The organism is Marivirga aurantiaca (genome assembly GCF_016679925.1).
In the GTDB taxonomy this organism is placed as follows: domain Bacteria; phylum Bacteroidota; class Bacteroidia; order Cytophagales; family Cyclobacteriaceae; genus Marivirga; species Marivirga aurantiaca.
Genome location: NZ_JAEQBW010000009.1, coordinates 20,762 through 45,756, shown reverse-complemented (window position 1 = coordinate 45,756; position 24,995 = coordinate 20,762). Strand labels below are relative to the sequence as shown.

General features: G+C 38.6%; 10 protein-coding genes and 1 tRNA gene. 4 read left to right on the top strand and 7 right to left on the bottom strand.

What is annotated here, in order from left to right; translation table 11 throughout:
• Nucleotides 1–164 precede the first annotated feature (164 nt).
• The 3 genes from JKA74_RS16250 (at nt 165) to JKA74_RS16240 (ending at nt 5,145) form a co-directional block, all read left to right on the top strand.
• On the top strand, nt 165–2,711 hold the full coding sequence (locus JKA74_RS16250) for a M14 family metallopeptidase (RefSeq protein ID WP_201432282.1): 2,547 nt from the start codon (nt 165–167) through the stop codon (nt 2,709–2,711).
• A gap of 229 nt (nt 2,712–2,940) precedes the next feature.
• Nucleotides 2,941–4,422: a DUF5687 family protein gene (locus JKA74_RS16245; RefSeq protein WP_201432281.1), complete on the top strand. Its 1,482-nt coding sequence runs from the start codon at nt 2,941–2,943 to the stop codon at nt 4,420–4,422.
• Between the two features lie 3 nt (nt 4,423–4,425).
• Nucleotides 4,426–5,145, top strand: coding sequence for an ABC transporter ATP-binding protein (locus JKA74_RS16240; protein WP_201432280.1), 720 nt, complete (start codon nt 4,426–4,428; stop codon nt 5,143–5,145).
• 126 nt (nt 5,146–5,271) lie between these two features.
• On the opposite strand, the gene JKA74_RS16235 is transcribed toward JKA74_RS16240, so the two are convergent.
• The 5 genes from JKA74_RS16235 to JKA74_RS16215 form a co-directional block, all read right to left on the bottom strand.
• Complete coding sequence (locus JKA74_RS16235) at nt 5,272–6,249, bottom strand: PorP/SprF family type IX secretion system membrane protein (RefSeq protein WP_201432279.1); 978 nt, start codon at nt 6,247–6,249, stop codon at nt 5,272–5,274.
• 4 nt (nt 6,250–6,253) lie between these two features.
• Entirely contained in the window at nt 6,254–16,009 is a 9,756-nt protein-coding gene (locus tag JKA74_RS16230; RefSeq protein WP_201432278.1) for a T9SS type B sorting domain-containing protein, read from the bottom strand.
• A gap of 648 nt (nt 16,010–16,657) precedes the next feature.
• Nucleotides 16,658–16,733, bottom strand: a tRNA-His gene (locus JKA74_RS16225).
• A gap of 197 nt (nt 16,734–16,930) precedes the next feature.
• A complete protein-coding gene (locus JKA74_RS16220) occupies nt 16,931–19,261 on the bottom strand; it encodes a TonB-dependent receptor (protein ID WP_201432277.1) in 2,331 nt (776 codons plus the stop codon).
• 231 nt (nt 19,262–19,492) lie between these two features.
• Nucleotides 19,493–20,809, bottom strand: coding sequence for a M23 family metallopeptidase (locus JKA74_RS16215; RefSeq protein ID WP_201432276.1), 1,317 nt, complete (start codon nt 20,807–20,809; stop codon nt 19,493–19,495).
• 302 nt (nt 20,810–21,111) lie between these two features.
• Here JKA74_RS16215 and JKA74_RS16210 point away from each other — a divergent pair, with 302 nt between their 5' ends.
• Nucleotides 21,112–23,667 (top strand): phosphoenolpyruvate carboxylase, encoded by a 2,556-nt coding sequence (locus tag JKA74_RS16210; protein ID WP_201432275.1) that lies wholly within the window; start codon nt 21,112–21,114, stop codon nt 23,665–23,667.
• A 33-nt stretch (nt 23,668–23,700) separates the two neighbouring features.
• On the opposite strand, the gene JKA74_RS16205 is transcribed toward JKA74_RS16210, so the two are convergent.
• Together JKA74_RS16205 and JKA74_RS16200 are read right to left on the bottom strand one after the other, a co-directional pair.
• Nucleotides 23,701–24,477: a cytochrome c oxidase assembly protein gene (locus JKA74_RS16205; protein WP_201432274.1), complete on the bottom strand. Its 777-nt coding sequence runs from the start codon at nt 24,475–24,477 to the stop codon at nt 23,701–23,703.
• A complete protein-coding gene (locus JKA74_RS16200) occupies nt 24,477–24,956 on the bottom strand; it encodes a DUF2243 domain-containing protein (RefSeq protein WP_201432273.1) in 480 nt (159 codons plus the stop codon). The genes JKA74_RS16205 and JKA74_RS16200 overlap by 1 nt, the downstream gene beginning before the upstream one ends.
• Between the last annotated feature and the right edge of the window lie 39 nt (nt 24,957–24,995).

Sequence of the window (24,995 nt, the reverse complement as noted above, 5' to 3'; positions counted from 1 at the left end):
TACCATTAATTATAGATTAAAAATAGCCAGAAAATAATTAACATTTAATTAACATTGGATTTAAAAATAAAAATTTAACTAAATCAAGAATCAACCATTTAAACAAAACCCATATAGCTTTAACATGAATTTTATTATATTAAATTTTCAAACAACACAATTCTATGAAATCAATACTTCTATCCTTTATTCTCCTGTTGAGCCAGGCAATAGCAAACGCACAAACCCCATTAAACTATTATCTTCCGGACAGCATTTCGTATAATCCATCTATACCTACTCCGGCTTCTGTAATTGGGCATGAAGTAGGAGAATGGCATGTCACCCATGATAAATTAGTGTATTATATGCAAACTCTTGCAGCCTCATCGGACAGGGTTCAAATTATTGAAACAGGTAAAACCTACGAAGGGAGACCTCAATTACTTTTGACTATCACACATCCTGATAACCAGAATAATATTGAACAAATTAAAAGGGAACACAAGAAACTTACCAATCCCAATGAATCTTCCGCTTTGGATATTCAAAACATGCCTTCTGTAGTATGGATGGGATTTAGTATTCATGGCAATGAGCCAAGTGGAAGTAATGCTTCTATGCTTACTGCCTATTATTTGGCAGCTGGACAAGGGGCAGACATAGAAGATAAACTCAAAAACGTAGTGATTTTATTGGATCCGGCATTTAATCCAGATGGTTTAAACCGATTCGCTACCTGGGTAAATATGCATAAAAGTGAAAATCCTGTTACAGATCCCAACGACAGGGAATTTAATGAAGCATGGCCGGGTGGACGTACCAATCATTACTGGTTCGATATGAACCGTGACTGGTTACCAGCACAGTTGCAGGAATCTCAAAACAGAGTGAAGCAGTTTCATGCATGGAAGCCAAACATCTTAACTGACCATCATGAAATGGGCACCAACAGCAGCTTCTTTTTTCAGCCGGGTATTCCTGAACGTACACATCCTATTACTCCACAAAAAAATCAGGATTTAACCGGGAAAATTGGCCAGTACCATGCAAAATATCTGGATGCAATTGGATCTATGTACTACAGCAAGGAAAGCTTTGACGATTTTTACTATGGCAAGGGTTCCACATTTCCTGATGTACAGGGCGCTATCGGGATTTTATTTGAGCAGGCAAGTTCCAGGGGACATGCACAGGAAAGTGTAAATGGTATTTTGGAATTTCCCTTTACTATCAAAAACCAATTCACTACTTCATTAAGCACATTGCAAGCAGCTTATGAAATGCGTGAAGAGCTACTTGATTTTCAAAGAGAGTTTTATCAAAATGCTTCCCAATCAGCTGTTAATGCCACTGAACAAGCATGGCTGGTTTCTGATCATGACCTTTCTAAACTTTATCAATTTGCAGAAATGCTGAACAGGCATGAAATTGAGGTGTATCAATTGGCCAAAAACTCCAATGGATTTGAAGCCGAAAAAAGTTTGATCATTCCTGCCAACCAATACCAGAGTCAATTGATCAAAGCCATTTTTGATGTAAGAACAAGTTTTACTGACAGCCTTTTTTATGATGTTTCAGCTTTTAACATGGGAATGGCTTTTAACCTTGATTACAAAGGACTTGACAAAAAAGCATTTAATAGTTCCTTAATAGGTGAAAAATTTGATCCTCTTCAAAAACCACAGGGAAGTATAATAGGTGGTAAAAGCGAGTATGCTTATTTAATGGAATGGAATGATTTCTATGCCCCAAAAGTATTACACATAATTCAGAAAGAAGGTATCAAAACGCAGGTGAGCACCAAGGAAATTGTGATGAAAGATGGCAAAACACTTCCTATTGGCACTATTCTAATAACAGTGAAGCAACAGGAGAAACCGAGCGATCAACTATACAGGATTTTAGAACAGGCCATTGTCAACTCAGGAGTAAATTTGTATGCTGTCAAAAGTGGTAACACAGGCGGTATCAATTTAGGAAGTCCTTCATTTGAGCATTTGAAACAACCAAAAATTGCTATGCTAATTGGTGATGGCATCAGCCCATATGATGCAGGTGAAATCTGGTTTTTAATGGATCAGCATTATGAAATACCTATGACTAAAATTGACATCAATAATTTTAACAGGGTTGATTTAAACAGATACAATGTCCTTATTTTACCACATGGATGGGGCTATGGAAGCATCGGAAGCCAAAAAAGCAAGATTCAGCAGTGGCTACAATCAGGAGGCACTATCATTGCCTATAAAAATGCTGCCAAATGGTTGTCGGATCAGAAACTCACTAAAGTAAAATTTGCTGAAAACAAGCCTGATAGTATTGGTTATGAAGCATATGAGGATTTAAGCAATAATAGGGGAGCGCAGGTAATTGGAGGCGCTATCTTTGAAGTGGAATTAGATCTAAGCCATCCTATTGCCTACGGTTTGAAAAAAAGTAAAATGCCTATTTTCAGAAATAGCACCTTGTTTATGGAGAAATCAAAAAATGCCTATGCCAATCCGGTTCGATATACCAAATCTCCTCTAATGAGTGGCTATATCTCAAAAGAAAACGCTGCTAAATTGAGTGAAACCAGTGCAGTATCCATTAGCAAAGTAGGTTCAGGAAAAGTAATTTCATTTACTGATAATACCAACTTTCGTGCGTTCTGGTATGGTACAAAAAGATTGATGATGAATAGTATTTTCTTCGGACAAACAATTAGTGGAAGTGCGGCAGAATAAATAATAATATATGGGTCAGGTATTTCCAGCCTGACCTATATTTCCTCAAATTTGATAAGCCTTTATTTCTTTAAAAGCCGAATTTTATTTTCACTTCCTCGCTTGTGAATATTTTTATTACTTTCTGAATATTTATTTTAAATTTTTGTAATAAAAAACATTTTCATGACACTAATGTAAATAGAGCCTAATGGGCTATATATTTTAGAAATCTCATACTTAAAAAAACATGATAAAACACCTACTTCGCCATCAATGGTATCAATTTACCAGATCCGGTAGTTTTGGAAGGGAATTGGGGCTTACTATTCTGATTATAATATTAGCTATTATTGTTTTAGCCTCTTTGATAAGTCTTTCTTTTGCTTTGCCTTTTATTATTGAAGACCTTCCTGCTGCTGCAGATAATCCATTTTTATTTTTTAATAAAGCGCTGATCTACTATTTCTTTCTAGAATTATTTCTCCGATATTTCTTGCAAAAAATTCCTGTGATGGATGTAGAACCCTATCTGAACCTACCTATTACACGTGGTAAAATTGCGGGCTTCCTGCTAGGCAAATCACTTCTAAGTGTGTTTAATCTTATTTCTCTCATTCTGGTTGTTCCTTTTGCAGTGTCTATTGTGAGCCCGGAATATGGCACATTCCCTGCCATAGCATGGGTGGCCAGTATTTTCTTTACTTCCATTATCATCCATTTCTTCAATATTCTCTTCAAGAAGAAGCTTGAAAATATGATTTGGGTTTGGATATTGATTTTAGGGATTGCAGGCGGTAATTATTTATTAAGTCTGTACACTTCATTTGATTTCCTGGCTCCTCTGGCAAATGCCTTAATTGCTACTATTGAAATTCCTGTATTATTATTAATCCCTCTTATTGCCTCCATTGTACTCTATATAATTAACTACAAATTCATTACTCAAAACCTTTACCTGGAAGAAATCGGTGAAAAAAGTAATGACAATGTTGAAAATTACTCGGACAGGTTAAGTTTCCTGGGAAATAGTGGCATATCAGGTGCTATTATTCTTCAGGAAATAAAAATGATTTTCCGCCATAAGCGCACCCGTTCTGTTCTATTTCTTTCCATCTTCTTCTTAGCCTATGGCTTAATGTTTTTTGGAAGAGATGAATATCAGGACTCTAAAGGGCTTTTTGTTTTTGTTGGGATTTTTATGAGTGGGCTGTTTTCAATAAACTATGGCCAATTCCTCTGGAGCTGGAACACCAACCAAATGGACTTCTTCTTCACCAGACCTTTAGGAATTGAAACATGGATTAAAGCACGTTATAAATTAGTGATGTCATCGGTTGTTTTAGCCACTATTTTATCCATTCCTTATGTGTATTTTGGATGGGAAGCTTTGGCAGTAATTCTTGCGGGAAGCTTATATAATGCAGGTATTAACATACCCTTAATGATGCGCCTCTCACTATGGGGGCCAAAGCCGATCGACCTGAACAAAGGTGCTTTTATGAATTACCAGGGTACCGGTGCAGCACAATGGGTAATGGGTTTGCCTTTGTTTTTGGGACCTTTTGTATTCTACACTCCCACTTATTACCTTTTAGGACATAACGAAGGCGTAATTGCTGTAGCCGTTGCCGGTATACTAGGCTATATTTTCAAAGATTATTTCCTCAAAAAAATCGCTCAAAAATTGAGCGAAGAAAAATACAGATTAATTCACCAGTTAACTTTATAAATTATGCTATCGATATCCAATTTAAAGAAGACCTATAAAGAAAATACAGTTCTGAACATTCCGGCCTTGGAAATTCCTCAAGGCCAATCATTCGGGCTTATAGGGAATAATGGAGCTGGAAAAACCACTCTTTTCAGGATCATTTTAGATCTTATAAGAGCTACAGAAGGTTCTGTAACTATTGACAATCAGGATGTGAGCAAAACTGAAGACTGGAAAAAGTTTACAGGTTCATTTATTGACGAGAAATTCCTCATCGGCTATCTTACACCCGAAGAATATTTCGATTTCCTGGCAGAGGTGTATGCTTTGTCAAAAGTTGACTTAGAAACTTTTCTTCAACAATTTAAAGAACTTTTTAATGATGAAATATTTGGCCATAAGAAATACATCCGGGATCTTTCAAAAGGAAATAAGAAAAAGCTCGGTGTAACAGCCGCTCTAATTGGAAGCCCAAATATTGTTTTATTGGATGAACCTTTCGAAAACCTGGATCCTACTTCTCAGATTCGGTTAAAGAAGATTATAGCACAGTATAAAAAAGACAAGAATGTTACATTCCTCATTTCAAGTCATGACCTTAACCATGTAACTGAGATTAGTGAGAGAATTGTAGCATTGGAAAAAGGAGAAATCATCAAAGACCTTTCAGTAAATGAACGAACACTGGAAGAATTGAATGAATATTTTCAGAGCAATGCTTATGCAGAAGTGGTAGAATAATTAATGAGTGCTTAAGGAAAGGTTGCTCTACCATTTATAAGCTAATTTAAATTTGATCAAAAGAAAAAACTATCAGAAGGTTCAACAACTCTAGTGCTGTACCTTCTGGTTTTTTACCCCCATCATTTAATGCCAAAAGGATTCGGGACAGTAGATTTTCTTTTGTTTTCTTTTGTATTTAAAAGACATAGTCAGCTCATGACTACCTCCTGTATAAGGGCCAATACTGGAGATGATGTAATCATAGGAATAGGTAAAACTAAATGGATCACCTGCAGAGAAACCAACCAAACTACTGAAACTATCATCCTGTCTGAAAGATACTCCAAACCAAAAGGCATCACTTTTCTGAGCCATTACATTTAAATCAAAATGACCTGAAGAGGGCCTTACTGATTTAAAAAGTACTGATGGCACAATGAACCACTTTTCCTGCGGATTCCCTATATTAAACTTATAACCAAAGTTGGCGAAATAATGCGCACTTAAATCAAATGTTTCCACCTGCCTCTCTCCTGTAGGCAAAAATAGCGAAGTACTATTGATGATTTGTGTAACAGATGCGCCAAAATAAAACTTACTGCTGTAAAGCCAAATTCCTACAGATGCATCAGGAAGAATTTGATTAGTCAACAATCTATCAATGATGGGATCATTCGCATTTTTGAAATTCAATTGATTCATATCAATAGTGTGTTGCATGATTCCTACTGACGCTCCAACGGCTCCATTCAGATTATTGGTAAACGGATGATGATAAGCATAATTGGCCTGAGCACTGGTTTGACTTACCGGCCCGGTTATGTCTTTAACAAGCACAGCTCCCAAACCATGATGTCCTTTCCTAATAGTGCTATTTTCCCAGGGTACCTTTTTAAAAGGCGTATTATATGATGCAAAATAGGTTTGTGGTGCACTTTCAAAACCTATCCACTGGATACGTCCTCCTATTTTTATTTCCTCCAGATTCTGCGAACCTACCACCGCAGGATTGATCATTAACTGATTGGTCATATATTGGGTATACTGAGGTCGTTGCTGAGCAATTATATCATAATTCCCCCAACAGCACAAAAACAGCAATATGTAAATTACTTTTTTCATAAACCTAATATAAAATGGTTATAGAGCCTGTGTAGGGTTCGTATCCGTCCTTTAAATCGAGGACGAAATAATAAACGCCTGGTGCAAGCAGCTGTCCGTTAAATTTTCCGTCCCATGGATTTTTATAACCTTTGGAGGTGAAGAGCTTTTTGCCCCACCTATCGTAGATGAAAACCTCAGCTTCAGGATATTCTTCAATTTTATCAATCTCCCATAAATCATTTATACCATCTCCATTCGGTGTAATTACATTCGTGAAATCAATAGGGGGCAGCACAATTACAGTAACCGAATCGGTATCCGGACAACCATCCCGGGTTAGTCCATCCACACGATAGGTAGTAGTGGTATTTGGCCTCACCCTTACCCTGGAATTCCGTACATCTCCATCAATACTCACCTCATTTTGCCAGATAAAATCAGAGCCTCTGGTAGCTTCCAGAATACGGGAATCGCCCTGCCTAATGGTCAGATTCTCTCCTGCTTCAATAGGGTTATAAGGAACCACTCTCACTTCTGTAGGAGGAGTGCTTTGTACGCATACTCCTTGTAAATCTACAATTACAGCTCTGTAATATTTATCAACTGAAGGGGACACTTTCTTGTTCACATCATTGCTATTCAGGCTGGTCCACTCATTCATATCCTCGCTTTCCTCCCAATCCAGAATGGTATAAGCACCTGCATCAAGGCTTAATGTAGCAGTATCGCCAATACAGATGGGCTTAGGAATTGCATAAGTATTTCCTGTATACCTGAAATTAGCAATTTGTGCAATTACCTCATTAGAAAATACTGAGCTATTAACTGCACAAGCATTATTGGACAGCATTCTTGCACGGATAACATCATTATTGGCAACTAAGGTACTATCAAAGTAACCTCCTATAGAACTGCCATTGAGAAACCATTCAAATTGAGGATTATCACCCTCATTGGTGAGAGCCAAACTCACCGAAATATCTGTATTTCGACAGACCAAATCAGGAATATCAATATTGATAGAAGAAAAAACAGAAGGTTCCACAAAAACATTTTGTACTAATTGTTCAGTATTACATATAAACCCATCGATATTCAAGGTAACCGTTTTCTCTCCGGCTTCTTCCCAGAAAAGTTCGTATGGCCCCAATCCTGAGCCGGAAAGCACTTCCGCATCTCCAAAATCCCATCTGTACCCTACAGCATCTACTGATTCTTCAATAAAGTTTACCATCACTGTTTGGTGCTGGCAAATGGTATCATAGGAAACCTCCAGGTTATCAATACTAAACACATTGAGGGTATGATAAGCGGTATCAGAAGGACAGCCATTGAAATAGGACACTAACCAGATAGTTTTATCGCCTCCTGAATTCCATCCTAAATTATAGGTTTCATTTCCCAAATTACCAATTTCACTGGCGCCACCAAATCCCCAATCATAGGTGACATCCGGCAATAGCTCACCGGCTAATCTTACAATTGCATCTCCTTCCAAACAGACGAAATCCGGAGCATCAATTGCTGCATAAGGTGTTTCCCTGACCTGAAATGTTCTGGTATAAATATCCTGACATCCTCTTTCAAATACCCTTAATGTCACTTCCACAGTACCACTATCAATTAGAGGCAATTGGAAATTGGGGTTAGTTGATGAACCTACTTCTCCATTATAATTATAGGTCCATTCTATAATGCTGAAAGCTGAAAGATTCCAGTCAGGAGACACACTAAACAAATCGCCTTGGCAATAATAGTCATCGGCTTGATAAGTAGCTGTAGGCAACTGGGTTACTTCTACCTGGAATGTACTGTCACGAATACAACCTCCATTGTTAATGGTGACTTTCACATTTTTGATTCCAACATTATCCCATGTTACATAGTAGTCTTCCCTGTTATTGCTGATTTTATTGACCACTGAAGGATTATCAAAATCCCATTCAAGTGTTCGGCCGTTCACCATGGGCAGGTTAAATACAATCCTGGCACTATCATTTGAGCAGATTTTTGTATCAGCAGAAACTTCAAAAGGAATGATTTCCCCAACATTAATAGTTACTGTGGTATCAGTATCTTCGCATAAATTCCCAAAAACCGAGAACTGAATGCTTTTAGTGCCTTTAGTAGACCAGCTTACGGTGAATTCTGTAGAATCTGAATTGGTACTTAATACATTCGCATCATTGAATTCCCAGCTCCAGGTGGCATCAGGTTCAAAAAAATCAGGATTTACGCTCACATAACCTATGGAATCAATACACAGCTCTGTATCAATCATTAAAGTAGTGGCAGAATTATCATAAACATCCACCGTTTGGTAAGTAGTGTCTGAAAGACATCCTCCATCAGCAATAAACAAACTAATTACTTTTTGCCCCGGAGTAGGCCAACTGACTTCATAAACCTCATCTCCTACTGGGTTGGCTATACCATCAGCAAAATCCCAGATCCAATCAGCAGTTGAAGTAGCGCTACCTGTAAAAGTAATAGTGGTTAAGTCCCCGGAACAATTTTCAGTGGAACTAAGAGTGAAGTCCGACTCCGGTATTTCCGCCACTACAAAGTTGTCCTCAAAATAAGAATCACTACAGTTAACCCCCTCTATAGTTAAAGAAATAGTCTTTGGCCCTGTAGAATTATAGATTACCTGATAAATGGAATCCTCTACTATTGGGATTACCTCATCGCCTGCAACGTCAGAAAAGTTCCAATCAAATACGGCATCATCCTCTGCTGTTCCGGTAAAAATAAATAAAACAGTAGCTCCCTCACAGAATTGGTCATTTTCAATTTCATAGGAAAACTCTGCAAAATTGTTGACATAGGCGGTATCAATGAAGGTTCTGCTTCCACATTGGGCATTGGTAACGGTCAGGCTAATAATCTTTCTGCCGGGAGTAGTGTAGACCACATCATAGTTTTGAGTACCGGGAATCTGTGTAGCGCTTTCCCCTATAGCCGGATCTATATCAAAATTCCAGACAAAAGAATCAATATTTACGTCATTATTACCTGTATAGAGAATAGTCCCCTCAGCTTTATTAGTTGTTTCATCCAGGCAAAAGAAAGGAGCCTCAAATGACGGATCAGGCCCTTTTAATACTCTAATTGTTTTCTGAACAACGGTTTCACAACCATTCCAGCTAGCAGTTAAAGTAACATTTCTATCCCCATGGTTGGTCCACATTACAGATATTTCTGTACTGTCTGCATTGGCAGCTATTACCTCTCCATCGGCATCCAAATCCCAATCATAAACAAAATCACTATTAGGATTAGGCACAAAAAGATTAACTGGTGTAAACTCGCAAATGGTTCCTCGTAAATTAAAATCCGCTACAGGCACATCCTGTATTTCAATTTCCAGCAATGAAATAGTATTGCTACAGCCATTTTCAAATACCTCAACTTCTATTTCATATATACCGGGTGCATCCCAAATTACTTCATAGGCTTCTCGTCCTGCCAATTTCACTACTGAAATAGCCTCATCAAAGCTTTCCCCCCAATCGTAATCAGCATAAATACTGGCAGCATCTAAACCACCGTACTCCACAATTACCGGTTGGTTAATACAGCCCTGGGTAACAGTAATTTCGCCTAAAGGTGTTGGCAATACTTCAACCTCAAAATTCCGGGTTATCTCACAGTCACCATTCGATAAAGTAAGTGCAAAAGTTTTTATTCCGGGACTGGTCCAGCTAATTTCGTCAGGGAAAGCAGCATCCCACACTCCGTCCGTGCCAGGATTCACATTTACGATAGTGTGGCTTCCGCTGTAAAAAAAGAGGGTATCAACTATTGCACAAACATCATTGGTGAGCACACCGGCAAAATCAGGGCCGGTAAATATATTCACAGGAATTGTTACACTATTTTCGCAACCATTGGCATTGGTTACATCAATTTGTATAGTCTTTGACCCACCGGTTGCATATTCTACCCTATAAGCCTGTTCCCCGGCAATTTTGACTTTTGTAACATTTGCATTATCCGAGAAAGTCCATGTGAATGAATCCGAGAAAGGATTGGCATTACCAGTATAACGTACAATGAATTCTTCATCTATACAGAAATTAGTGGGTGCTTCATAAGTCATAGTTGGCAATGGCAATACATTTACCTGAACAACAGCCACTGAAGGACAGCCCTGCTCATCCAATATGGCTACTCTTACTTCTTTGGTGCCAGCTGAATCCCAGGTAATGGTGGATTCAGTAACTGAAACCGGTGTTCTAACCCCTCCACTCAATTGTAAAAAATCCAAACTAACAGATCCCGTATAATCCGTTCCAGCCACCCCGGTATAGGTAAAGGTAAAATCATCCCCCACACATACATTTAGCGGGCCTGCATCATAAACTATATTGGGTGATGGATTAACAGTGACGTTTTCAGAAAGAGAATTATTACACCCCCCGCTATTGGTTATGTCTACGGAAATAGTATATGAATCTTCATTAGGATAGGTTATTTCATACACCTGGTTTCCCAAATCACTTACAGTTGTTGCACCATCAAAATTCCAGTCATATTCAAAATCAGCCAGTGTTCCTGTTCCGTTATTAATAAGACTTACCTTAAATGGAGCGTTGGCGCATATATCAGCAGGCACATTTATTTCAAGATCAGGGAAAGGATCCACCTGGACTGTGCGCCTTAAAGTATCAGAACAAACTCCATTATTAACTATTAACTCTATGATTTTATCCCCTGGCGTTTGCCAAACCACATCATAATTAGCACCATCCGGATTGATTGAGATATCCGCCCAATCGTCTCCCACAATGTTGAAGTTCCAATTAGGCGTTGAACTTTGAGGCAAAGTTCCATTAAATACAAAACTCACTGTTTCCCCTACACAAACCCTGTTGTCACTTCGGCTAAAAGAAGCCACCGGAATCTCATTCACTTGAATTTCATAATCGATAGAATCTATACAACCTCCGTTATTAACAATTAATCGAAAGGTTTTTAAGCCAGCGGTGTTCCACACCGGAGCAAAAATGCCATTTGCAGGATCGTCATTACTGAAATCAAAAGGAGGTGAAAGGTATTTGATTTCCACTTCGGATACAGAAGAGGTAAGATCCAATGCACCCATATCATAAGTAATCTGTGCAACCTCCCCTTCACATACTTCCTCCTCGAAATCCAGACTAAGGTCTGCAGGATCTCCCACGTTTATAGTGATATCATTAAAAGTAGCATTACAGGAACTTGAAATTTCCAACCCAACAGTTCTATCACCAGGGGTATTCCATGAAAGCTGATATTCTTCATTTTCAATAACAGTAGAGACGTTTGCATCCCCAAATCTCCAATCAAATACGGCATCAGCTGGCGTAAGGCTTGTCAAACGTAAAGTCACTGATTCATTCACACAGACGTTATCGGAGGAAAGCTCGAACTCCACATAGTTATAGACTATATAATTAACCGTATCATATTGAATATCACAACCGGAAGCACCATTATCTGTTATTTCAAGTATGGCCTGTTTTTCTCCTCCGTAATCCCATCCGTTAATTAACACAAATAACCCTCCCACAGCTACAGATGCACCGTCCCCTGCGGGAATCAATTCTACATTAGTGATACTAACATCCGTTTCTGCACTTTGTGAAACACTAATCCCAAAGTCCCCATCGAGGCAAATTTCATCATTGGAATCCACAGTATAATCTGGCCCATCAATTACTTCTACTTGCTTTGTTAATGATTGGTCACCACAACCACCTCCAGTCATGCTCAAAGTAATGTCTTTGGTTCCCGATGAGATAAACTCTACGGCATAAGTGGAATCATTCACTTTTTGTGAAATCCCATCCTGAAAAGTCCAGGTGGTATCAATACCCGGACTAAATGCCCCGGTAAAAGACACGACAACAACCACTCCTGTACAAGTATTGTCGGATGATAATTCAAAATCCGGAACACTATTAACAATAATATTGAAAGTAGTATCCACACTACAGTCGGGGCCTCCATCTATTTGCAGGCTTACAGTTTTAACACCTGGCTCACTAAAATTGACCGTCCAGGAATTGGCTCCATTAGGTGTGAAATTTCCTCCATCCTCTTCTGTCCACTCAAAATTGGTCACTCCACTCATGTCTCCATCGTAGGAGATAATAAAGTCATCGTTATCACATACTTCCTCCGGTACTGTCAATGCAATTTCAGGAGTAAAACCTACATCAATACTGAGGCTGTCTTTACTCAGACAACTATTTTCTGAGAGTACAGATAGTGATATATTTTTAGTATCGGCAGACTCCCAGCTTACTGTCCAGATACCTGTTCCACTATTGCTTTCCACGATGCCCCCATCCCAATTCCAGGAATAGCTCGCAGCCGGGATGTAATAGGCAGATAAATCAAAAACCACAGGATCCGATGAACATACAGTTCCGGGATCAGGAATGGTAGCATTTGGTGCAGGATGAACAATTACATCTTCTGTAAAAGATATGGTACAGGTTCCATTGCTGATTTCTGCTTCAATGGTATAGGTGGCAGTAGTTCCCGTAATTGGAAAAGTGATTTCAATATCCCTGTTATTTCCTGCTACCTGGCTAAAGGTTACACCAGAAGGCATATTCCATGTTATATCAGGGGTGCCACTTCCCTGATAAGTAAAGTTCGCTGTTTCATTGTCGCAAATTTCCGTATCAACACTCATTAAATCGGAGGGAATTGGAAAAACTTCCACCTCATGGGTGACAGTTGAATCACAGCCGTTGAAACTATAGGTAAGGGAGATAGTTTTTGTACCAACTGTCGCCCAGCTTACCTGCCAGATTTCAGGGTCAGCAGTAGCTGTAGAATCACCAGAATCCACACTAAAAGATTCCAAAACTGCACCACTTAAATTCGAAGAAAATTCAACTGTAATTGGCTGATTCACACAAGCTTCATCGGGAGCAGCGATTACAGGAACAGCTTTTTGAGTAACTTCTATGGCAAAAGTATCCGAAACCGCACAACCATCCTTGTCAATAATCAGAATAATCTCTTTAACATTATTAGCAGGTGTTCCAGCATCAAAGGTTTCCCATTTCAGGTCGTATACTTCATTTCCTAAATCCACTACTTCATCAGCACCCCCGAAATGCCAGACAAAAGTAGTCCCTGAGGCCGGATCGGTATCACCTGTACCATTATACACCAAACGGGTAAATTCATTTTCGCAGGCATATGCATCAAGATTAACTTCAGTACTAGCAGGGGTCAATACCTCAATGTCAAAAGTTTGGGTTATTCGGCAACCATCATTATCAATAGTAAGGCTAACTGTTTTTGAACCGGCACTTGCCCATTCCAAATCAAACTCAGTTTCATCATCTACGATGTTTACCTTACTGGCATCTCCAATATTCCAATCAAATACCCCATTGGCCCCTGCATCACCTGAAAAATTAAAAGTAATTGTCTCATCATTGCAAATAGAAGTAGGAATTACTGGGTCAAAATCAATGATCGGCTTGGGAGAGATTTCAATATCCTGAGAGAATTGTTCACTTGTACAGCCATTTTCAGTTACTTCAAGTGTCACCGTTTTAGTATCATCCGAATCCCAAACTACGTCATAGGCTACCTGCCCACCACCAACTGGAGTTGCCGTTCCTCCGCCAAAATTCCAATCAAAACTTAAAGAGCCTGATGCTAAATCGGCATCCCCGATGTAAAGTATCCTTACCGGTTCATCAACACAAGCAGTAGCAGGTAACTCAAATTTAGCGTTAGGGGTTCTGCCCACTGCGATGTTATAAGTGGTGTCTGTATCGCAACCATCCTGGGAAATAGTTAGCCTAATCTCCTTTGTGCCTAAAGTGGTCCATTCCACATCAAAATCCCTGTCTGGTACATTAACATTGGTAGTAGTTCCTCCGTCAAGATTCCAGATGAGTTCTGCATCCCCGCTAGCCGTGCCGGTATAAAGTATATTAACAGCAGTACCCGAGCATACATTGGCAGGAGCAATGAAACTAGTAGTAGGTACGGGCAACACCTCAATGGAAAAAGTTGTATCACTGATACATCCACCTTGGTCAATTTGGAGGTTGAGGTTTTTCGTTCCTGTAGTAGCCCACACCACAGAGGCATTTATACTATCCCCGGAGTTTACTCCTCCATCAAAATCCCAGGTGAATAGAGCGGTGGAATCAGCATTACCTGTATATTGGATAACTGCAGGCGCCAACCCACAAATGGAATCGGGTGCTGAATAAATAAGGGTAGGCCGTTTGGTTATTTCTATGGTAAATGAATCTGAAACCAAACAATTATTTTCATCAATTTCCAGATAAATGGTTTTTGTACCCAGGGAATCCCATCTCACATCAAAATTCTTATCCGGCACATTTTCGTTGATTATAACACCCTCACCAAAATTCCAGTTAAAATTGGCGTCCACACCGGCATCCCCGGTGTATTCAATATTTATAGTATCCCCTTCGCAAGTAGAGGCGGGGGCATTGACTGTGGTTGTGGGGACATTTGAGACGGTAACTTGAATAGTATCTGAAATCGTACAATCATACACATTTGTTAAATCAAGTATAACATCATAGACGCCATCATCATCAAAAGTGACGGAGTAATCTTTTGAATTGGCTCCCGAACTGGCAGATGTGGAACCGGTTGTAGACCATGCATAGGAAGTGATACTGGCAGGATCGGCCGAGGAACTAAAGGTGACTGATTCATTTTCGCACAATTCCAGTGGCCCTACTATACCTATTTCAGGCAGTGGAAAACCTGTAATAATAATAGTGTCCGCTACATCAAAACATTTTCTATCACAGGGAGAAACAGCTAATCCCTGTACCCAAATTGTATCCGTTTCCTGGAAAATAGTGTAATTAAAAGTTTCGTTTTCCAGTTCTGTTGTATCACCTGTGCTCCAAATGTAATAAGTTCTCGCACCACCAGTTGCCGCCAACTGTATTACATCCCCAATGCAACCCTCAGTAGCAGAGGCATCAATTGTAATATTATCACCGGCAACAGCTGCCATGTTTAAAGATTCGATTGAGGTGGCATCTAACACTTCATCAAAATAACGAATATAATCCACTGTGATATCTGCAACTGGATTATCATTCAAACTATTAGATGGGACAAAATAGGAAGTCTGGTTTTGTAATCTGAATTCATTTCCATTAAGACTGAACTGTTCTTCTCCATTTAAGTATACAATCAATTGATTATTTTCAAAACTAACTGCAATGTTGATCCAATCACTTGGTAAAATATCCGGGTAGTCAGGAGACACCAAATCAGGGCCGCAAGTAGGAGTGCCACTATTTGGGTAAAAGCATAAATAACCTTCAGGACTAATAAATAACCCGGCTTTATTCTGATTAAAGAAATTCATGATAAAAATTCTACCATCATCATTCTCAGGCGGTATATTGTCTACTCTAAATAATAATTCAATAGTATAAGTATCTGTTGATAATAAACTGCCATTATCTACATCCAACCCTTGGTCAGAAGTCATTTGGTAGTGTTTGTTGTTACCATTCAAACATAATTCTTCTGCTTCGATAAATATCCCCGTACCTCCATTAGGCTCCAAAGCTTCTATACATGTATCAGGATCAGAATCAGGTTCATTGCAATTAGTAGTTCCATTATCATTTTCAAAATCATCTACAAAATTATAACAGGCTGCCGGAACTAGGGTGGAGTCACTGGCCATCTGCCCCCATGTAATAAATGGGGTGAAAAATATGAATAGAGTAAGTATAAAGTAGATGTTTCTCAAAATGTATCTAAATTAAAGTTTTAGTATTAAAAGTTGCTACAAACAATATTTATTTCGATCAACTGCTAGTAATCCTTGATAAGCACATAAGCACGCTCAATTAATGGAATACTAATATTTAAAGTTATCGAATTGTAAAATACCAATTCCGCCAGATTGGGATGAAACCTGACATTGTAAGTTATGCCACCTAATAAGTATTTCTTAAGACTTTTATAATATAGCGTTAAGAATATGTGAATCCCGGTCAACCTAGGAAAAGATACATTCAATTGTGAATCAATAATTTATGTGAAAAATTAGAGGAAATAAGGGGGAGCAACAGGTTTCCGCTTAAACAAAATAACTTATTTAAGATAATGGATAAGATGTGGCTTTAGTAGAGATTAAAAAACTCAAGCGATTTAATAACTGAGGTCTAAGGCCGAGTTTCCGCTTTATATTTTTATTGCTATTATGTTGCGGGATAGACAATCTCGCCCCGGCTAAAATTGTACACAAAAAAACCCTCACACGTTAATGCGAGGTTTTTACTTTAAGGGTGGAAGACCGGGCTTCCCGATAAAAGATCGGGATAGACTTCTCGCCCTGGAAACTTTTGCTAAAACAAAAAAACCTCAAGTGATTGAACACCTGAGGTTTAAAAAAGGGTGGAAGACCGGGCTCGAACCGGCGACCCTCGGTACCACAAACCGATACTCTAACCAACTGAGCTACATCCACCATTTTGGAAAGGCAAAGGTAAATTATTATTTGGGAATTGTGAAATGAGCTGATGAAAATATTTTAAAATATTTTCATCAGCTCAAAATAAAAGATCACAGGCTCTATCAAACGAAAATAGCTTACTACTATTTTCAACTTTTTGACTACTTCTTCCCTTTCCTAATTCATTATTTTCATGCAGTAGCTTCAGATGTTTTATTTTATTTTAAGAGGCAGGTTCAAATTAACTGTAAGATTCCTTCCGATATTATTAATATCAAATGCTCTTAAAAAAGATAAATGATCTACATAAGCTTTATTGAAGATATTATTCACGGCTACATCTAAATTAACAGCTTGGGGCCCTATCTTAAAACTCCCTCCAACGCTTGCTCCAAATATTTGAAACGCATCCGTACTGTTCGTTGTATAGGCTTGTTTTTCCCTGGGACTCAATCTATTTTGTTCAAACACATAATTGTGACTCAATTTAAAATATGAGCCCTCTAAAACAGAAGGTAATTTACATTTTAGGGAAGATACGATTCGGTCCGCAGGAATTAAGGGCATTTTATTTCCCGTTTCAGGGTTTTCGCCTCTTACTACAGAATAAGCAAAATTAAATTCCAGTTTTTCATTGCCCATAGGTCTAATTTTGGATTGCAATTCTCCCCCGTATAAATATGCATTACCCTGGTCAAAAGCCCAAATCATTAAATCTGTATCTTCTTTGGGCTCTCCTGTAGGAGTTAAATAAATATAATTGGAGATAAGGTTAATAAACGGGCTTACTTCAAAACTAAAAAAGCGGTTTTGGTATTGCATAGCCAAGTCTAATTGAAAATTTTGTTCTCTATCAAAATTTACATTTCCCACCTCATACCTTTGTGTTCCGGCATGTTGCCCATTAGAAAACAATTCAGCTAAATCCGGAGCCCTGAATCCACTGGAGAAGTTACTCTTAAGGTTTAATTGTTGATTAAACTGATGAATTAACCCTACTGACCCACTAATTCCATTGTGTTGGGTAGTAAACTTCCGCTGATCATTTGGCAATTGAGGGAGATTATAGCCAAACTCTCTAATTACTGATGATGAAGCATCAGCAGTTGTACTTCTCCCATCGTATCTTAAACCCGCCTGCCAGGTCGTTTTGTCCTTTCTTAAGGTATATAAATAATACAAAGAAGCATCCCATAATTGTGCATCAGGAATGAGTATTTCCTCCACATTTGCCATATTGCTATTTGTCAAATGAAATCCCTGAACCCCTACAATATGCTCTGAGTTGTTATTTTCAAGGAAATATTTGGTGTCAAAAGTGGTATTGGTTTGCAACAAGCCCAAATCCACCAAATCATAAGCCGCTTCAATTTCTTTCCTTGAGTTAAAATGATGACCCACAGTTGTCTCCAGACGTCCTGTTCCCAACTGAAGAATGCTATTGAAAGTCAAGAGATGGTCCTGGATATTCTGAAATGGTAATTGCATATTCCTGTCGTTCCTTGTGGTGGCCAGACTATGACTTAGTTCATCATCAGCTATTATTCCTAAATTTTGTTGATGATAAGTATAGCTGAGTTTAATTGTTCCCCAGTCCTTTTGTAAGCCGGTATTGGCCCGAAAGGTTTGGGTATTGAAACGGGAATTGCCAATTGTCCTGCCATTTCCATCTATGTAATCAGCATGGTTTTCCAGGGCAGCATTTATTCCATAAAACAAGCCGGATTGCCTGGTTTCTTTCAAACCGATAGTTTGTCGCATACCCAGGGTATTGGAATGAAATGTGCTATTAATTTCAGCAAGCATTCTTCCCTTTGGAGCAGCTCTTTCGTCTACCAAATAAACCACACCCCCCACGGCTCCTGAACCATAAAGAAAGGATGCAGGTCCTTTAATGACTTCAACAGCTTCTATTCCCAGATCATTTACACCTAAGCCGTGATCTGCTCCCCATTGTTGGTTCTCAAAACGGGCTCCCTGATACATACTCAGAATCCGACTGAATGACATTCCCCGAATGACAGGTTTCCCTACTCCCGTTCCGTAGGCAATTTGCTCAACACCCGGTATCCTCATGAGTGAGGTCATGGTATTGATTTCACCATCAGTTCTCATTTCCTTAATGCCCATTTTTTCCACAAGCACCGGAATTTCATCCCTGCTGGCAATTCTTCCTGCAGAAACAATTACCTCATTCACTACTATACTTTCTTCTTCCAGAAAAATGGTTTCTCCATTTTTCCATTCAGCAGTATTTACCCTTATCAATTTCGTTTTGTAGCCTACATAAGAAATCTGAATGAGTACTTTTTTATTTTTATTGCCCACTTTGATACTAAACTCCCCATTAACATTAGAGGTGGTGCCTTGCTCAATATCCGGTAAATAAATATTAACACCAACAATTGGTTCTTTACTTTCGGCATCCCTAACTACACCTTTCAATTCGATTATATCAACGCCAGAATTTGAAAAAGCCGATGGAATCGCCAGTGCCAATACCATTCCCACTATCATAAAAACTGATTTATACATATTCTTCATATAAGTTTACTTCTTTATTTTAAGCAAAGCTAATACATAATAATTATAAATGATAATTATTTTTTAGGTTTATCTAAAAAAATAAACATGCATAATCAAAAATAATTATGAAGAAGATGTAATTTATATATTTAGCTTCATCTGAAGCAAAAAATTAAGCTATTACAATGGAATATTAGTTACTTTTTTGGGCATGAAATCGGGACAAGAAGAGGTGTTATCCAATTGATTTCATAGCTTTTTATCTGTGTTCCGAAGCCATGCGATAGTCCCTCCGGAGAACCTGATCGCAAGATAATCCTGATAGCTCCCCAAAACTTTAGCGGTTTCTTCAACAAAAGATGCAGAATAGGTTCTGCTGGAAAGGAATTCATCTTTAATCTGATCATCTGCTTTTAGGGAAATTATTTGCAGCCCTGAACCCACTTCCTTTACCAGATTTTGATGGATAAATGCTGCACGGTCATCAGGTAATTTTACACGGTACCAACCCAGCAAGGAAGCTTCTACTCTTACCAACTCATTTTTATTCAGCTTTCCAAGAATCTCTGATTGAGTATTGGCTTCTGATCTCAGGTTCACTATTTGGCTATTCACACGATGGTATTTACCAAGAGAGGCACTGTCTCCCAAAGGGATGATATTAGTGATTGGAGTGGTGGCAAAAAAAGGAAAAGGATCCAAAGCACCACTTCCCATACTATAAATCCCAAAATGAAGGTGAGGAGAAGTTGTAATTGCATTACCGGTATTTCCCACTAAACCGAGTGTATCCCCAGTCACCACTCTTTGGCCTGTATGTACCATCTGGCTATCCAGATGTGCATAGTAATAACTATATCCTCCTCCTGAAAGAAAGATAACTTTTCCTCCTAAATTATTTACTCCTACCCGCCTTATAAATCCCGGCCTTACGGCCAGTACCGGGGTACCCCTGGGTGAAAAAATATCTATCCCCTCGTGTTTTCTTCTTCCTGCCTCTCTTCCATCACCATAAAAGCTTCCAATATTTTCGTAAGTTCTCTCTGGCAGAGGAAAGGCAAGCGAGGCCGTGTACCTAATATAAATTTGAAATAATCCACCCCTTAGCAACTCAGGTTGAATCCTTACTGCATGCTCTCCACTATTTTCAACTTTATAAGTAAGACTGTCTCCATCCGCTTCCTGCCCAAGAGGTTTGAATTCCTCGTCCCGCCATTCAAATACATTGACGAATATCCTGGTGTTGCTTTCTGAAATTCTTTTGAGGTGTATTTCTATATTCTGACCTTCTTTTACTTTATATCTCAGAAACAGAGCTGTGGGTTCGGCCGGATCGAAACGACTGAGTTCTGCATAGGGAAGATTGGCGTAAGTAGAATCTTTTAGAGCAGACTCCCCGGCAGTTATCCAATCTTGCGCCAGGGCTGTTTGTTCCAAATCATTGGCTTTCAATGAGGCTAAATATTTCTCATAGGGCCCTTTTGGTGCAAAAACCTGATCTATTTTGCATGAAGCAATTAAGCAGGATAGAAAAAGCAGTAAAATAGTATTGCGGAAATTGATCATTATTAAAAATAAATTATTGAATAATTCTAAAAAGTACACTTCTACTAACTTACTTTCCGGTAGATGGTGATTATACGAAATTAACAACGTCTATGGCTTTAAGAGTTCAATAGGGCTATTCACTATTCATATGGATTGAGAACGAAAAACAGATCATTTGATCTCGAAAGAAGTCACCAAAAAGCAACAACTGATTTTAGTTGAAACAAAACATCGTATCCATAATTGAGTATATTTAAGTGACATATATGCTACTGCAACAAAAATGATCATTGCTCATGTCCGTTTAATCTTTAACTTTTATGAAGAATTTAAATTACCAGGAGGAAGTAACCACGCGCTTTACAGTTTATAACAGCTTGTTTTTAGATTTGCCTTATGGCCACATTTACAGAACAGGCACAGTGCTCCCAATGCTGCAACAATTAAGCCAGTCAGGTTATGAAGAAGGGAAAGACCCTGTAGAGATTATTGAAAAGTTTCAACGGAAGATACTCGGTACGCAGGATGATAAAGAGCTACATAATTTACTATTCCAATTGATCCAATATATAGAGCGACAGGTATTACTTTTTGATTCTATTGAAGATGCTGCTTTTGGAAAAATATATAATTTGGAAGGTAAAGGTTCTGTTAAAGAGCTTATTGGCAGGGTTCGCCATACCAGCAAAATGGAAGAACTGAAAGAAAAATTAAAGAATTTTTCAGTGCGTATCGTTCTTACTGCTCACCCTACCCAATTCTATCCGGGAAATGTATTGGCTATTAATAATGATTTAGAGGCAGCCATTAGAACAGGGGACCTGAACACCATCAATTCTTTGTTGAAGCAATTAGGTAAAACACCTTTTATTAAGCGGGATAAACCAAGTCCGTATGACGAGGCTGTCAGCCTGTGCTGGTATCTGGAAAACGTTTTCTACAAAAGTATTCCGGCTATTTTATATGATTTAGCAGAGGACATGGATGAATCTTTTGAAGAATGGATAAACCCCAATTTATTAACCGTGGGATTTTGGCCCGGGGGCGACCGTGATGGCAATCCTTTTGTTACCCACGATATAACGTTAAAAGTGGCAGATCGATTAAGGGAAACTATTCTTAAATGTTATTACAGGGATATAAGAGCTATTAGAAGAAGGCTTACTTTTAAAGGTGTGGAAGAAAAAATACAGGAGGCCGAAAACAAGGTTTATCATGCCCTATTTGGTGATAAAAGTAAGGGTTTTATAAATCCTGACGAACTTCTGCAAGTTCTCCATGAAGCTTTAGAGAATTTAAAAGCTGATCATATGGGATTGTTCTCTGATCTGTTGGAAAAATTTATTCTGAAAGTAAGGATCTTCGGATTTCACTTTTCCATTATGGATATCCGACAGGACAGCAGAAAACATGATGGCCTATGGGAAGAGATTCTATCTAAAGATGATAATACCAGCACAATAGCACAATACGAAAAGCTACCGGAAGCGGATAAAATTAAGCATTTGATGAGTTTTGAAAAACTCCCCGGAGAAGAAGATGATTATGACGATTTTCACCTGGAAATGTTAAAAAGTTTTGATGCCCTTGAAGAAATAAAGAAAAGAAATGGTGACAGGGCCTGCCACCGGTATATCATCAGTAATTGCCAGTCGGCATTGCATGTAATGGAAGTGTTTCAACTGGCCCGCTTAAAATTGAGCAAAAAAGCATATGAAAACCTGGATGTGGTTCCACTTTTTGAAACCATTGACGATCTGGCCAAGGCTTCTGATATTATGCAGCAACTGTATGAAATACCTGAATACAGAGAACATGTGAAAAATCGTAATGAGCAACAGACTATTATGGTGGGCTTTTCTGATGGCACCAAAGATGGTGGGTACTTAAGAGCTAACTGGTCCATTTTTCTGGCAAAAGAGGCGCTTACTGATATTTCCCGTAAGTATGGCATCAACGTTATTTTTTTTGACGGCAGAGGAGGACCACCGGCAAGAGGAGGAGGCAATATGCATGATTTTTATGCTTCTTTAGGCTCTAACATTGAAGACCAGGAGATACAGGTGACCATACAAGGCCAGACAATTAGTTCAAATTATGGCAAGGTTAACTCTTGTCGCTATAATCTGGAACAATTGCTTTCAGCAGGTTTGGAAAATCATTTATTCCCTGAAAACAATCGGCAGCTTTCAGAGTCAGAAAGGAAATTAGTTGATCAAATGGCAGACATAAGTTATCAGTTGTATAACGACTTCAAAAACCATGATAAATTCACTCCTTATTTAGCCAATGTAACGCCTTTAAAATATTTTGGCGAAACCAATATTGGCAGCAGACCCAGCAGTCGGGGTAAAAAAGGAGAGTTAAAATTTGAAGATTTAAGGGCTATTCCATTTGTAGGCGCATGGGCACAAATGAAGCAGAACATCCCTGGCTTTTATGGAGTGGGGACAGCTTTAAAGTCATTAAAAGATTCCGGCAAAGAACAGGAAGTCAATGCATTATATAAAGACTCTTTATTTTTTAAGACTTTACTTGGAAATTCAATGCAATCAATTGCCAAGTCTTTTTATCCTGCTACGGCCTATTTAGGGAAAGACAAAGAGTTCGGGGAATTTTGGCATATAATGAAGAAGGAATTTGATTTAAGCAAAGCAGAATTGGATGCCATTAGCGACAATAAAGGAATGATGCATGATGCTCAAGTATCAAAGGAATCTATTGCCATTCGCGAAAGAATTGTACTCCCGCTCATTAGCATTCAGCAGTATGCTATACAAAAGCTAAGGGATGGTGTGGAAGATGAAGAAACTTTTAAAAGATTAATTTTACGTAGTATGTTCGGCATTATGAATGCTGCCAGAAATGCTGCTTAAGTAAATTGTTCCGGTCTGGTGTTTAAAAAAACATCAAACCGGAACAGACTTAAATGAATCATTTCTACTTTTATACCACATGGAGAAGAATATAATCAGTAATATTAATTCAGATAAATCTCCCCAATAATACATAAGCCGGGCTCCTTCCTGAATTTGCTGATCACTATGTATGGATTGTTTCGGCCATGTATAAGCATACATTGCCTTGCTTAAAAAGGCATGAGCAGCAATACTGATAAAAAGCACACTTAATCGTAACCGGAAACTTACTTTATGTCCTCCAGGATCAATACCAATCATTGACCAGGTGAAAAGATATCCGGCCAGCAAAAAATGTAGATGCACTAAATGGTGAAGAAAAGGCTGATGGTGCATTTGGTTGTAAAGTGGGCTTAAATACAATAGATACATGCCACCAATATTGAGTAACATTGCTGTAACAGGATGACTGATCATCCTAAAAAAGGATGATTTTAATATAGACGTTAGCCTTCTCGCGATTGGAGCAGGGAGAATTTGCAAAAGTAATGTGGATGGCGCACCCAAAACAAGAAAAACAGGTGCATACATAGCCATAAGCAGATGCTGTACCATATGGCCTCGCATATCAGCATGGCCCCAGTGCATCATTTCAGGCAAATAAGCTATAGAAAGTAGCAACATTCCGACAGTGAAACTGATAGCATGTGGAATACGAATAATCTTTTGTCTTCTTCTTAATGTAAACCAACCATACCAGTAAGCCAGTGTGAGTAAAAAGATAACGATTGGAGGTAACCAACTATTGAAAGTATGCATTTGTAGCATTACGCTTTATTTTTGTAAATTTCTATCTCTCCGGATTTCTTTGCTTTAATTAATATTACAATGCCTATAATAAGTAAAAAGATACCTGTAGCATTCCAAGCAATATCGTAAGGCAAAATATTATCCACATACCTTATTTGGTGGAGCCTTAGTACTTTGTGGTTAATGGTTCCATCAAGCAATTGAAATCCTCCTGTTCCTAAAAAGAAACCAGCCCAGATGCGTACTTTAACTAAAGCTTGATTTTTATTTAAATCAATAATTAGAAAAAAACCGGCAACAATAGCAATGAGCTCGGCCGAGTGTAGCAGTCCGTCAGATAAGAGGCCTATTTCCAAGGTGGATTTATCATAGAAGTGATGCCAAGAAAGCAGCTGATGGAATATTATTTCATCCACTGCGGCCATAATGCCAGTTCCAGTAAGCACTCCAGCCCATAAAGATCCAGATTTGCGATGTGAAAGACTTCCCAATTTCATTATTCAATATTGATACCTATAGGTACTACGGTATCTATA

What these genes read in the sequence shown, in the direction of transcription:
- JKA74_RS16200 (WP_201432273.1), bottom strand. Translation starts at nt 24,956, where the DNA reads ATGAAATTGGGAAGTCTTTCACATCGCAAATCTGGATCTTTATGGGCT.
- JKA74_RS16205 (WP_201432274.1), bottom strand. Translation starts at nt 24,477, where the DNA reads ATGCTACAAATGCATACTTTCAATAGTTGGTTACCTCCAATCGTTATC.
- JKA74_RS16220 (WP_201432277.1), bottom strand. Translation starts at nt 19,261, where the DNA reads ATGAAGAATATGTATAAATCAGTTTTTATGATAGTGGGAATGGTATTG.
- JKA74_RS16210 (WP_201432275.1), top strand. Translation starts at nt 21,112, where the DNA reads ATGAAGAATTTAAATTACCAGGAGGAAGTAACCACGCGCTTTACAGTT.
- JKA74_RS16245 (WP_201432281.1), top strand. Translation starts at nt 2,941, where the DNA reads ATGATAAAACACCTACTTCGCCATCAATGGTATCAATTTACCAGATCC.
- JKA74_RS16240 (WP_201432280.1), top strand. Translation starts at nt 4,426, where the DNA reads ATGCTATCGATATCCAATTTAAAGAAGACCTATAAAGAAAATACAGTT.
- JKA74_RS16215 (WP_201432276.1), bottom strand. Translation starts at nt 20,809, where the DNA reads ATGATCAATTTCCGCAATACTATTTTACTGCTTTTTCTATCCTGCTTA.
- JKA74_RS16235 (WP_201432279.1), bottom strand. Translation starts at nt 6,249, where the DNA reads ATGAAAAAAGTAATTTACATATTGCTGTTTTTGTGCTGTTGGGGGAAT.
- JKA74_RS16250 (WP_201432282.1), top strand. Translation starts at nt 165, where the DNA reads ATGAAATCAATACTTCTATCCTTTATTCTCCTGTTGAGCCAGGCAATA.